Annotated in this window: 12 protein-coding genes; 8 read left to right on the forward strand and 4 right to left on the reverse strand. The window is 34.1% G+C overall.

The genetic code is table 11. The features are described from left to right. The first annotated feature begins 261 nt into the window (after nucleotides 1-261). The 4 genes from AO58_RS0108655 to AO58_RS0108670 all read left to right on the forward strand — a co-directional run bounded on the left by AO58_RS0108655 (nucleotide 262) and on the right by AO58_RS0108670 (nucleotide 3,706). Complete coding sequence (locus AO58_RS0108655; RefSeq protein ID WP_024981335.1) at nucleotides 262-558, forward strand: DUF493 family protein; 297 nt, start codon at nucleotides 262-264, stop codon at nucleotides 556-558. A gap of 2 nt (nucleotides 559-560) precedes the next feature. Further along, entirely contained in the window at nucleotides 561-1,280 is a 720-nt protein-coding gene (locus AO58_RS0108660) for a DUF4290 domain-containing protein (RefSeq protein WP_024981336.1), read from the forward strand. 41 nt (nucleotides 1,281-1,321) lie between these two features. After that, nucleotides 1,322-2,632, forward strand: a complete 1,311-nt coding sequence (murA, locus tag AO58_RS0108665; RefSeq protein ID WP_024981337.1) for a UDP-N-acetylglucosamine 1-carboxyvinyltransferase — start codon at nucleotides 1,322-1,324, stop codon at nucleotides 2,630-2,632. A gap of 207 nt (nucleotides 2,633-2,839) precedes the next feature. After that, nucleotides 2,840-3,706, forward strand: a complete 867-nt coding sequence (locus AO58_RS0108670; protein WP_024981338.1) for a cation diffusion facilitator family transporter — start codon at nucleotides 2,840-2,842, stop codon at nucleotides 3,704-3,706. 67 nt (nucleotides 3,707-3,773) lie between these two features. Here AO58_RS0108670 and AO58_RS0108675 read toward each other — a convergent pair whose 3' ends face one another. The 3 genes from AO58_RS0108675 to AO58_RS0108690 form a co-directional block, all read right to left on the reverse strand. Further along, a complete protein-coding gene (locus tag AO58_RS0108675; RefSeq protein ID WP_024981339.1) occupies nucleotides 3,774-6,263 on the reverse strand; it encodes a DUF5686 and carboxypeptidase regulatory-like domain-containing protein in 2,490 nt (829 codons plus the stop codon). Between the two features lie 80 nt (nucleotides 6,264-6,343). After that, a complete protein-coding gene (aroQ, locus tag AO58_RS0108680; RefSeq protein ID WP_024981340.1) occupies nucleotides 6,344-6,757 on the reverse strand; it encodes a type II 3-dehydroquinate dehydratase in 414 nt (137 codons plus the stop codon). A gap of 75 nt (nucleotides 6,758-6,832) precedes the next feature. Beyond that, entirely contained in the window at nucleotides 6,833-7,396 is a 564-nt protein-coding gene (locus AO58_RS0108690; RefSeq protein WP_024981341.1) for a porin family protein, read from the reverse strand. A gap of 354 nt (nucleotides 7,397-7,750) precedes the next feature. Here AO58_RS0108690 and AO58_RS0108695 point away from each other — a divergent pair, with 354 nt between their 5' ends. The 4 genes from AO58_RS0108695 (at nucleotide 7,751) to AO58_RS0108710 (ending at nucleotide 11,500) form a co-directional block, all read left to right on the forward strand. Further along, the gene (locus AO58_RS0108695; RefSeq protein WP_024981342.1) at nucleotides 7,751-8,251 is read left to right on the forward strand and encodes a hypothetical protein; all 501 of its coding nucleotides are present in this window, start codon (nucleotides 7,751-7,753) and stop codon (nucleotides 8,249-8,251) included. Nucleotides 8,252-8,311: 60 nt separating this feature from the next. Further along, entirely contained in the window at nucleotides 8,312-8,929 is a 618-nt protein-coding gene (locus AO58_RS0108700; RefSeq protein WP_024981343.1) for a porin family protein, read from the forward strand. 77 nt (nucleotides 8,930-9,006) lie between these two features. Continuing rightward, a complete protein-coding gene (locus tag AO58_RS0108705) occupies nucleotides 9,007-9,903 on the forward strand; it encodes a site-specific tyrosine recombinase (protein WP_024981344.1) in 897 nt (298 codons plus the stop codon). A 91-nt stretch (nucleotides 9,904-9,994) separates the two neighbouring features. Beyond that, nucleotides 9,995-11,500: a sensor histidine kinase gene (locus AO58_RS0108710; RefSeq protein WP_024981345.1), complete on the forward strand. Its 1,506-nt coding sequence runs from the start codon at nucleotides 9,995-9,997 to the stop codon at nucleotides 11,498-11,500. A 65-nt stretch (nucleotides 11,501-11,565) separates the two neighbouring features. Here AO58_RS0108710 and rny read toward each other — a convergent pair whose 3' ends face one another. Continuing rightward, complete coding sequence (rny, locus tag AO58_RS0108715) at nucleotides 11,566-13,131, reverse strand: ribonuclease Y (protein ID WP_024981346.1); 1,566 nt, start codon at nucleotides 13,129-13,131, stop codon at nucleotides 11,566-11,568. Nucleotides 13,132-13,174: the final 43 nt, after the last annotated feature.

Consider the following 13,174-nt stretch of genomic DNA (forward strand, 5'->3'; position numbering starts at 1 on the left):
TTGGTTTGTAAAACATTTTTTTTGCTCAGGTCTTTTTGAAGTTGATTTTGTTTGTCAATGGAGTGATTCTCTTTAAATGACATTTGCTGCTTTATCGTTATCGTTAGTGGTAATCATTTTTAAGAGATTTTTTATGTTTGCTTTTTTTGTTCAGAATACACTTTATTTGAGTAGTAATCGGGCAAAAAAACATCAAATCCAAGAACTAAATTCTATAATCTGCATTCAAAAATGTATATTTGCGTTTATTTTAATTTAGTAATGGATAAAGACAAAGAAAAAGAGATTGCCGCTTTTTACGAAAGATTGCAAGTTGAGTTGGATAAAAGCAACAGTTGGCCAGCAGAATATTTGTTTAAATTTATTGTTCCATCGGTAGAAGGTAATGTGAAAAAGGTGCAAGATGCATTTGATTGTATGGGCGCCGTGATTAAAACGACACAATCGAAAACGGGCAAGTTTACAAGTGTTTCTGTTGATGTTACCATGAAAAACTCACAAGAAATTATTGAAAAATACCAAGAATTATCTACAATTGAAGGTATTGTTTCCCTATAAATATGATCGAAAAGTATAAAAAAGAAATCGCCAATGATGTAGTGTATCATTTAGAATATAATTCTGAAAGAAAACATTTAATCATTCCTGAGTACGGTCGTCATTTGCAAAAATTGATTGAACAAGCAACCATTATAGAGAATGATGAAGAGCGTAACAAAGCTGCTAGATACATCATTCAAGTAATGGGAAGTTTAAATCCTCATTTGCGTGATGTGCCTGATTTTCAGCACAAGTTATGGGATCAGTTGTTTATTATGTCCGATTTTCGTTTGGCGGTAGACTCTCCATATCCTATCCCTTCTCGTGAAGTTTTGCAATTGAAACCTGAGATTTTGCAATATCCTCAGAACTATCCTAAGTACAGATATTATGGAAATAATATTAAGTACATGATAGATGTGGCCAATAAATGGGAAGAAGGCGAAATGAAAAGTGCTTTGGTAAAGGTAATCGCCAATCATATGAAAAAATCCTACTTGAGTTGGAATAAAGACACCGTAAAAGACGATGTTATTTTTGAGCACTTGTATGAACTCTCTGGCGGAAAATTGAATTTGTTGCAAAGCAATGAAGAGCTTTTGGGAACTACAGATTTGCTTCGAACCAATAAAAGAATGTCGAATAAAATCACTCCTTCCAATCAACAGAAAAATCAGAATAACAAAATAAAAACGGGTAAAACACCCATGCATAAAAATCAAAATAGAAAACAGCAGTAATTGATCTAACGATAATTATTGGACAATATAAATATAGTAAAATGGGAATTTTCAAAATCGAGGGTGGCATCCAGTTAAAAGGAGAAATCACCCCACAAGGAGCAAAAAACGAGGCATTACAAATTTTATGTGCTGTATTGCTTACTCCAGAAAAAGTAACAATCAATAATATTCCAGATATTATTGACATCAACAAGTTAATCACTTTGTTGGGTAATCTTGGAGTTAAAATTCAAAAAAACGGGAATAGTTCCATTACTTTTCAATCTGATGAAGTAAATATGGGCTATTTAGAGACTGAAGCCTTTAAGAAAGAAGGCGGTTCTTTGCGTGGTTCGATTATGATTGTTGGTCCATTATTAGCTCGTTTTGGTAAAGGTTATATTCCGAAACCAGGTGGAGATAAAATTGGAAGAAGAAGATTGGATACCCATTTTGAAGGATTTATCAATTTAGGTGCTAAGTTTAGATACAATAGAGAAGATCATTTCTATGGAGTAGAAGCTCCAGATGGACTTACAGGTACAGATATGTTATTGGATGAAGCCTCTGTTACAGGTACGGCAAATATCGTAATGGCTGCCGTTTTGGCTAAAGGTACAACTACAGTTTACAACGCTGCTTGTGAGCCTTATTTGCAACAATTATGCAAAATGCTGAACGCCATGGGAGCTAAAATTTCTGGTGTTGGATCTAATTTGTTGACTATTGAAGGAGTAGAAGCATTAGGTGGATGTGAACACCGTATTCTTCCGGATATGATTGAGATTGGTTCTTGGATAGGATTAGCAGCAATGACTAAATCTGAGATTACTATAAAAAATGTAAGTTGGGAAAATCTTGGAGTTATTCCAAATGTATTCCGTAAACTAGGGATTACACTAGAGAGAAAAGGAGATGATATCTTCATTCCTGCTCACGTGAATGGTTACGAAGTTAAAACTGATATTGATGGTTCTATTTTAACCATTGCTGATGCTCCTTGGCCTGGTTTTACTCCAGATTTATTGAGTATTATTTTGGTAGTAGCGACTCAAGCAAAAGGTGATGTATTGATACACCAAAAAATGTTCGAAAGCCGTTTGTTTTTCGTGGATAAACTAATCGATATGGGAGCAAAAATCATTTTGTGTGACCCTCATAGAGCGGTAGTTATTGGTCACGATTTTAAATCCCAATTGAAAGCTACTACGATGTCTTCACCAGATATTCGTGCGGGTATTTCGTTATTGATTGCTGCACTTTCTGCGAAAGGAACAAGCACTATTCAAAATATTGAACAAATTGATAGAGGCTACGAGCGCATTGATGAGCGTTTAAGAGCTATTGGAGCCAATATTGTAAGAGCTTAGTTTTTTTTGAGTACTTAGTAATTAGTCCATAGTGAATAGCTCAATATACTAGTTGCTAAATCTTAATCAAATAAAATATTAGTTTTTACTAAATCAACAATTCGCTTAAAATTAATAATTAGTTTTAGTCCTTAGTAATTAGCCAAATTGACTAATTGCTAAGGACTATCTGCTAAGGACTAATCACTAAGTACTAAGGACTAATTTATGACTAAAGAACAAACGGCGATAAAAGCCACCTACTTCAGTATTGTTGGTAATACTTCTTTGGCTATTGTAAAAGGATTGGCTGGTTTTTTCGGTAATTCTTATGCGCTAATTGCCGACGCGATTGAATCTACTACTGATATTTTTGCGTCTTTTTTGGTGCTTTTTGGAATCAAATATTCTAATAAACCTGCCGATGATAATCATCCTTACGGTCATGGTCGTGCAGAACCTTTGATTACGTTTTTGGTAGTTGGTTTTTTGATTACTTCGGCTACGATTATTGCTTATGAGAGTATTCAAAACATTGGGACACCTCATGATTTGCCCAAATCTTGGACGCTTTATATTTTGGGAGCCATTATTATTTGGAAAGAGTATTCGTTTCAGTTGGTGATGAAAAGAAGTAAAGAAACCAATAGCTCTTCTTTGAAAGCCGATGCTTGGCATCATAGGAGCGACGCCATTACTTCGGTAGCGGCTTTTTTAGGGATTTCTATTGCACTTTATTTCGGTAAAGGTTATGAATCTGCCGATGATTGGGCGGCTCTTTTTGCCTCTGGTTTTATTTTATTCAATAGCTATAAAATATTTAGACCCGCTTTGAGCGAGATAATGGATGAGCATCTATATGATGAATTGGTTGAGGAAATTAGAGTTGTTTCCTTAACGGTTCCAGGAATTATAGATACTGAGAAATGTTTTATAAGAAAAGCAGGAATGCAGTATCATGTTGATTTGCATGCAAGGGTAGAAGGTATCATTACAGTTAGAGAAGGACATGATATTGCGCATGATTTAAAAGACACCCTTCGAGCGGAAATCCCTTCTTTGGGACATGTTTTGATTCATGTAGAACCGAATTAATTATTGGGTATAAAAATTTAACATAACCCTTTTAGAGTCTAAGCCAGACTTTGAAAGGGTTGTTTTTTTATTCTAAAATATTCAATAGTTTTAGTCCAAAAATTACCCCGTCACCTTGAAAACCATTTTGGTAAGAGCGGACATAATCTACTCTGAACTGTTTGAATTTCCCGATTCCTAAGTTATCTAGCCCTATGCTGATTTCCTGATAAGGTTTGCGATTTGGAATAGCTAAGTTGTGAAAACCGAGCATTAAACTGCTTTTTAAAAGGTTGAGTCCTGGTATTTTGTTCATTATAAAACCATTGTCGCTGTACTCTGAATGGAATTCAAAATACGCATCGTTTGTGCTATTACTGTAATAAGGCAATAGGTTGAAAACGTTTAAATAGCGTTCGGTTTGGCCAATTCGTGTTTGATTGCCATTGAAATGTTTGTAATCCATAAAGGCAATATTTTCGGCATTGAAGAATTTGCCTGCTCTTAGATTTACACCCAAATCACCTTTGTTGGCCAACGGAAGGTCATACAGAATACGTGCACTTATTAAGTCATACTCGTAGTTTTTTTGGCTAGCAGCAAAGGCTTTTTCGTAGCCTAAAAGTACGGTTGGATACTTGTTGTTTCGGAGGTTGAATTTTCCGTCAGGGCGCGAAATGTATTGGTTGCCAAAGTTAATGCGCCAGTTCAAATTAGCTTTTAGTAACTGATGAGTTGAGAAACTAGCAGTTGAATAATCATTAGAATCCAAAGGATTGTTTGAAGAATAAAGGTCGTCATTTTTGATAAAGGTATAGTTAGTAGTATTAAATAAAGGTTTGCGTTGGCTGTATTCTAGTTTTCCGGTAAAGTTGATGCCATTGGCTATATTCTGTGAATAAGCCACATTGAAAAACTCTTTGTTGTACAATTTTATAAAATTGTTTTTGAAAAAGAGCGTGCTTATCGAATTGATAAAAGGGGAAATTGGATTGTTTTCGTTGAATTGTTTAACCGCTGTTCCTCCTGAAACCCAAATTGTAGCGTAATTTTGATTGTTAAATCGGTGGCTAAAGTTTCCGACCACTCGAAGACGTTCGTCTGAAAAACCATAATTGAAAGTAGTTGCAATGGCTGTGCTTTTTCCAGATTCATCATCCCATTTACGATAAGTAAAGCCAGAGTCTAGATTGAAACCTTGAACCGTATTGAAAGTTAGTGAGCTTATGTCCATTAATCCAGCATAATCGAACGACCATTTTTTGAAGGTGTTTCTATAATTATAGCCAGTTATTGGGTCTAATAGTTTGAATTCATTTCGTTTTTGGTCGATAGAATCCAAATACGTTTTGGACGAGCGTATGGTTTGAATGCTGTCTTTTTTGATATAATCTTTACTCTCTTCTTCGGTGAGTGGAATAGGTCTTGTGCTTTCCCAGAAAGTATCTTCTTTTTTGTTGGCGTTGTTTTCAAAGCTTACAATTTCATTGCCAAAGGTCTTTTTATCAAAAGCATCAAAGAATTCATAATTGCTGTACACATAATTGAAAGTACCTGAGAATCCGATACCGAAAGCACCCGCGGTAAAAGCTAAACTTTGGGCATTTTTGCTCCAAATTTTAGTTTTGGAATTGTAATTGAAGTTTTGTTTTAAGGTCATCACTTCGGTGAATTCATTGCGCATACGATAGCCTTTGATGTCGAAATCAACGGCATAAATCGCCCAGCTGTCTTCTACAATATAAATGTAACCTTCAAAAACGGGTTCTTTGTCTCGTCTTGGAATGACTTTAATTTTGTTGATTTGATGATTGCTTTCATCAAAAAAAGTGCTTTCGAGTTTGTATTTGTAATATTGAAAGGCATTGTTAGCTATGGGTGAAATCATTTTTACATCAAAATCGACTGTATTGTCATAAAAATCGTAAAATGAAGAACGAGCAGTATTGTAACTAAAGCCTTTGTCGTTCCCGGAAATTTTAGAGGCAATAATTCTTTCTTTATAATTGTTTGGTTTTTCGAAGGTGAGTTTTGATACGGTTTCAGATAAGTACAAAATACCGCTTCCAGTTGAATCTAAGCCAGTGGTCATTTCATCTGGCATATCTAATTTCATTCCTAAAATCTTTTTAGGTAGATTTTTGATTTTGAATAAGCCACGAGAATAAAAATCGGCAGTGAATCGAGCTGTTTTTTCAGCGTTTTCTTTTCGTGCTGCAATCGCACTTTTGATAATGGCGTTGGCAGGATTATTTTTTGGATTGATGACTACTTCGTTGAGGTTGTAATTTTCTTCTGATAATTGAATGTCAATTGTAATTGGTGTTTTCTCGTAATGAATCGGTTTCTTTACGGTTTTGTAACCAAGGAACTGGAATAATAGGGTGTAATCACCTTCTTTTTTGAGGTTCAGTTCGTATTTTCCTTTGTCGTTGGTAGTAGTTCCTGAATAGGAATTTTGAATGATAACAGAAACAAAAGGTAATGGGTTTCCTTTTTCGTCACTAACGATTCCTTTAATTTGAGCGGTATAGGAAGTGCTAATTAATACAAAGGCAATCAAGTACAAATGTTTCATATGTTTTTTCTGTAAAAATACATATGTGAAAAAACTTACACCTTAAAATTTTGTTAATTTATTTGGTGTTGGTTAAAAAACTATAAAAAGGACTGAATAGCCAATTCGTAGCTTTTTAAGCCAAAGCCAAGAATGACTCCTTTGGCATTGCCGGAAATATAAGATTGATGTCTAAAACTTTCTCGCGAAAATGTGTTAGAAATATGTACTTCGATAACTGGTGTAGTGATGGCTTTTACGGCATCGCCAATACCAATCGAGGTATGGGTGTAAGCGCCAGCATTGAGAATGATTCCGGTATAAGAAAAGCCAAATTCTTGAATTTTGTCAATTAATTCGCCCTCAATATTACTTTGGAAATAAATGAATTCAACTTTTGGGAACGTTGATTTTAGGGTCTCAAAGTAGTCTTCGAAGGTAGCGGTTCCGTACACTTCGGGTTCGCGTTTTCCGAGTAAATTAAGATTGGGTCCGTTGATAATTGCAATTTTCATGATTTTTGTTTTTGGTAAAAATAAAAAAACCGTACTAAATACTAGTACGGTTTTAAGGTTGATTTTTTATTTTTCTTAAAACATAAATCCCGCAGATACTTGAACTACCGAATTTTTTGCTTTTGCATTCGTTGAAACTTCAGTTAAACCTAAGCCGTAACGCCCTTGAACAAAGATACTTTTGGTAATTTTTACTCCTAGACCACCTGCAATGGCAAAGTCAAATGTTTTGGAATCTTCAAAATCTACATTTTTCTTTTCACTCAAAAGGAAAGAAGCTTGAGGTCCTAATTCTAAGCTAAAAGTATTGTTTAAATAAATTTTGGCCATGACAGGAATAGATAAATATCCCAATTCATTAGTGAATTCCTTAATGGCATTTTTATAAGAAGCTCCTTGTGTTGAATACAATAACTCAGGTTGTATGCCAAGTTTTTCGGTTAACTTCACCTCTGCTAATAAACCAATATGATAACTTGTAATAGCATCTGATTTGTAGTTTTGTTTGTTAACAGTAATGTCTGATCCGGTAAGGTTGGCGTAATTAATACCCGCTTTTGCTCCTAAACGTAATAATTGTGCTTGTGAGTCCAATGTGCCTAGCAAGGCAAAAGCTGCAACAATAATAATTTTTTTCATGATGTATAGATTTTAAGACAAATAACGCTGTTTTTGTTGCAATAGTATAGTTCAAAAAGGGCGATTGTCTTCTGTTAAATTTTGGTGCGAAGTAAGCACTTTTAATGCTTTTTTACAATTTTATTTTTCAGAAAAAACAGGTTAAATGTATTTTTTTTTGTTCTGTGTGAAAAATACCTGAATTTAGTGATGGAGTAGTTTTTAACAACTTGTTGTATAGAGAGTTGTGTTTGTGAATCTTCTTTTTTTCTTGGTTTTAGAGGTATTTGTTTGCAAATTCTTCATGTATACTTTTTTGTTAATTCATTCAATGTGTATATATTAGCTGTGTAATCTTAATAAACAAAACAAAAAATGAAAAAAATTATGTTAACTGCTGTGGCAGTATTTGGATTTGCATTTGCTAATGCACAAGATGGTGGTCTTAAATTAGGTGCTCATGTTGGTTTGCCTACAGGAGATATAAAAGATTTTACATCAGTAAATTTGGGTTTGGATGCCGCTTATACATGGAAAGTTGATGCTAAATTTGATTTAGGTGTTACAACTGGTTATTCTGTTTTTTTAGGAAAAAAAGTAAATTTTGGAGGAGGTATTGAAATTAAAGCTGATGATTCTGCTTATATTCCTTTAGCAGCAACTGCTCAGTATACAATTGGCGATAACTTTTTCTTAGGGGCTGATTTAGGGTATGCATTTTTATTGGACTCTGATGGTAATAGTGGAGGGTTTTTGTATCAACCTAAAGTAGGATACTCTTTTGGTAAAGCAGATTTGTTTTTAGGTTATAAAGGAATTTCAGTTGATGGAGGAACATTTTCTTCATTAAACCTTGGAGTTGCTTTTAAATTGTAATTCTTTTATTTTACCATATGAACCTCCCGTAAAAAGGAGGTTTTTTTAATATAAAAAAATATGAAAAAAAATATTTTAACTGCTATTGCGGTATTTGGTTTTGCATTTGCTAATGCGCAAGAAACAAAATTTGGTCTTAAAGGCGGTATGAATATTGCCAATTTTAGCGGAGATGTAGAAGATAATTCTTCAAAAGTAAGTTTCCATGTAGGAGGTTTTGCAGAAATTAAAATTTCTGATAAGCTCAGCATCCAACCAGAACTTTTGTATTCAGAGCAAGGTACTAATATTGATGGTTTTTCAACATATCTTGATTTTACTGAATATACGGCAGATATTAACTTTAGACTATCTTATATTAATATTCCTGTTATGTTTAAGGTTTATGTAGATAAATCTTTCTATTTTGAACTTGGTCCTCAGTTAGGAATTTTGACCGGTGCAAAGACAGTAACTAAGCTAAGCGGTTTTAATCAAGAGGTAAAACAAGACGCGAAAGACTTTTTTAAATCAACTGATTTTGGTTTGAATTTTGGAGCGGGTTATGATTTTACAAACCATTTATTTGCTAATGTTAGATATAACTTAGGATTAGCTAATATTGCAGAAACTGTAGATGGAGATGATTCAAAAATAAAGAACAGTAACTTTATGTTTTCTGTTGGGTATAAATTTTAAGGATCAATTTTTATAATTATTAGACCTCCCCTAAAAAGGAGGTTTTTTTATGCCTTAAAATTATGTTTCTTTGTGGTATGAGTTGGAGTAATTATATCAAGCAGTACCAGTCCTATCTTAGGATTGAGAGAGGGCTGTCAGTCAACACTGTAGCCAATTATACTTTTGATACGGAACGCTTGTGCTTGTTTTTGACCGAGCAAAGAATTGAGGAAACACCTCTGACAATTTCTGAGGAAACAGTGCAGTTTTTTATTTATGCCATTTCTAAAGAAGTAAATGCGCGTTCTCAGGCTCGAATCATATCGGGGTTAAAAAGCTTTTTTTCGTATTTAATTTTTGAGGACATCCGTACCGATAACCCTATGGAGTTGATTGAATCGCCTAGATTGGGCAGGAAATTGCCGGATGTTTTGTCGGTTTCAGAAATTGATGATCTAATTTCGGCTATTGATTTGAGTTCGAACGAAGGTGAACGCAATCGAGCTATGCTTGAAACCTTATATGGCTGCGGTCTTCGGGTAACCGAATTAATTAGTTTAAAAATTTCAGATCTTTTTTTTGAAGAAGGTTTTATCAAAGTCAGTGGTAAAGGAGATAAACAACGTTTCGTTCCTGTTGGAGAACACACTCAGCAGTATATTTTAATCTATAAAGAAACCGTTCGGGTACATTTACCTATTCAGAAAGGTCATGAGGACACTTTGTTTTTAAATCGTAGAGGTAGACAACTCACTAGAGCTATGATTTTTACCATAATTAAAAACTTAGCTGCTTTAATAGAGTTGAATAAAAAAATTAGCCCTCATACTTTTAGGCATTCTTTTGCCACACATTTACTTGAAAATGGAGCAGATCTGCGCTCGATTCAATTAATGTTAGGACATGAATCGATCACTACTACTGAAATTTATGTACACTTGGATCGTACCTTTTTAAAGAAGGTAATGCAAACCTATCATCCTAGGCGATAAGTAGTCTGTTACTGTTTTTACACTAATAGTTTTTTGATGCTGGATTCAGGAAAACATTTACTATTTTTATCAAAATGTAAGCTGTGCAAAGATGATATTTACAAAAAACAGAAATCCCGAAGATTTAAATAAATTATACGAAAGCTTAATCAAGCAACTGCCTAATATTATTTTTCAAATCCGTATTAATGCTGATCGTAAAATTGCGATTGATTTTCTGAGTAAACCTATTGATTTTTTTAATGAGTTTTCCTTTAATGAATTTCTGGAAGATGCTAATAATTTGTCCAATTACACGATTTACGAACCTGATTTTAAAGGTTTTTTAGAATCCTATGAGCGTTCAGTGGCTAACATTGAAGTTTGGGATGTTGAATTTAGATTATTATTGCCTGATAGTAGTTATAAATGGATCCGAATTGAAGCCACTCCGAAGAAAAATGAACTTGACGAGATCGTCTTTTATGGATTAATCTCGGATGTTACTGATGTTAAAGAACAAGAAATAAGAATGAAAGTAGCTGATGAACGATATCATTTTGCCGTTCAGGCTTCTGATCGTGGGGTTTGGGACTGGGACATGGTTACAGGAAAAGTGTATTATTCCTCAGAGTCTATGAAAATTTTAGAGCTCACCGAATCGGATTTGGTGGCTAGTCCAGAAGAGTGGGACGAACGAGTGCATCCTGACGACCGAGGGGAGTATTATGGAAATATAAATTTGCATTTTGAAAATAAAATTCCATTCTACGAAACCTGTCATAGAGTTTTATGTAACGGTCGTTATAAATGGATTTTGGATAGAGGTAAAGTCATTGAGCGAGATGCTGAGGGTAAGCCCTTACGTATTGTTGGTACTCATACTGATATTTCTGATCAAAAAGAAAAAGAACTGGAATTGGCAAAGATGCTTGAAATTTTGAATATTCAAAATAATAAGTTACTCAATTTTGCTCACATTGTGTCTCATAATTTGCGTACGCATAGTGGTAATATCAAATCTTTATTGGATTTACATAAGGAAGATTTACTTTCGGACGCTGATACCTTGAGTAACATTCAAATTGTTTCTGATGAATTGTTTTCTACCATTGAGAATTTGAATGAGTTGGTCAATATACACACCGTAAAAGATAAGGAGATAGAAGAATTGAATTTGAATGTATACATCAATAAAGTTTTGGATGTACTGCATGATTCTATTAAGCAAAAAGATATATTGGTGTTGAATTACATTCAAACTTGTGTAACTATAGACTGTTTGCCGGCTTATTTGGAAAGTATTCTTCTAAATACTGTGACCAATGCTATTAAATATTCGGACAGTAAAAAAGTTCCTAAAATTATTTTCACCTCTGAAGAAAACGATGATTTTATTATTTTAAACATCAAAGATAATGGCTTGGGTATCGATTTGAATAAATATAAGGATTCTATTTTTGGACTGTATAAAACGTTTCATAAAAACAATGACGCTCGAGGAGTGGGACTGTATCTTACTAAAAATCAAATTGAAAATATGGGAGGTAAGATTGAGGTAGAAAGTACTTTACACGTGGGGTCTACATTTAAAGTTTATTTCAAGAAAACAACGTGAGGCTTGTTTTAATTGCATAAAAAAAGGCTTCCGTATAGAAGCCTTTTTATGTATATAGATTGGTGTTATTTTGCAATATTCACCGCTCTAGTTTCTCTAATTACTGTTACTTTTACTTGTCCTGGGTAGGTCATTTCAGTTTGAATTTTTTGTGAGATTTCAAAAGATAAAGTCGCTGCATTATCGTCTGATACTTTTTCACTTTCTACAATCACACGTAATTCTCTACCGGCTTGAATGGCGTATGCGTTTTTAACACCGTTAAAGCCATAAGCTACTTCTTCAAGATCTTTTAAACGTTGTATGTATGAGTCTAAAACTTGTCTTCTAGCTCCTGGTCTAGCTCCTGAAATAGCATCACAAACTTGAATGATTGGTGATAGCAACGATTTCATTTCAATTTCATCGTGGTGAGCACCAATGGCGTTGCATACTTCTTCTTTTTCACCATATTTCTCAGCCCATTGCATTCCTAATAAGGCGTGAGGCAAATCGCTTTCTGCATCTGGTACTTTTCCAATATCGTGAAGTAAGCCAGCTCTTTTGGCTAGTTTAACATTTAAGCCTAATTCGGCTGCCATAATTCCACAAAGCTTAGAAACTTCACGAGAGTGTTGCAATAAATTTTGTCCATAAGAAGAACGGTACTTCATACGTCCTACTACTTTGATCAATTCAGGATGTAATCCGTGAATGCCTAAATCAATAACTGTACGTTTACCAACTTCTATGATTTCGTCATCAATTTGTTTGGTGGTTTTGGCTACAACTTCTTCAATTCTTGCAGGGTGAATACGTCCATCAGTTACTAATTTATGTAACGATAAACGAGCGATTTCTCTTCTAACAGGATCGAAACAAGAAAGAATAATCGCTTCTGGCGTATCGTCTACAATGATTTCAACCCCTGTGGCAGCTTCTAGTGCACGAATGTTTCTACCTTCACGTCCAATAATTCTACCTTTTACATCATCGGATTCGATATTGAAAACAGACACGCAATTTTCAACAGCTTCTTCTGTTCCAACACGTTGAATAGTGTTAATGATGATTTTTTTAGCTTCTTGCTGCGCAGTTAATTTGGCTTCTTCAATAGTGTCTTGAATGTGAGACATCGCTTTTGATTTAGCTTCAGCCTTTAATCCTTCTACTAATTGTTCTTTAGCTTCTTCAGCAGATAATCCAGAAATTACTTCAAGTTGTTGTAATTGGCTTTTATGCAATCTTTCAACTTCTACTTGTTTCTTGTCTAGAACTTCAATTTTGGCTTGAAATTCAGCTTTTTTTGCTTCGAAATCATCGTTGATTTTTTTTGCTTTAGACAATTCACTCGAAACTTGAGATTCTTTATCACGAACTCTTTTTTCAACTTCGGCTACTTTTTTATCTCTAGCCAAAATCACCTGCTCGTGCTCCGATTTCAATTCGATAAATTTTTCTTTTGCTTGAAGAATTTTATCTTTTTTAATGTTTTCTGCCTCTAAATTGGCATCTTTCAAAATAGAAGAAGCTTCTTTTTTTGCGTTTTTTATTAAATTAGAAATATTGCTTTTTTCTATGATTTTGGCAATTCCAAAACCAGCCGCAATACCTATTATACCTGAAACAATTATTAGTAGTGTGCTATCCATTTTGTATTTAAATTATATATAAAAAAACCTACATTAGTGGGAT

Origin of the sequence: Flavobacterium succinicans LMG 10402 (genome assembly GCF_000611675.1) — a bacterium.
GTDB lineage: Bacteria > Bacteroidota > Bacteroidia > Flavobacteriales > Flavobacteriaceae > Flavobacterium > Flavobacterium succinicans.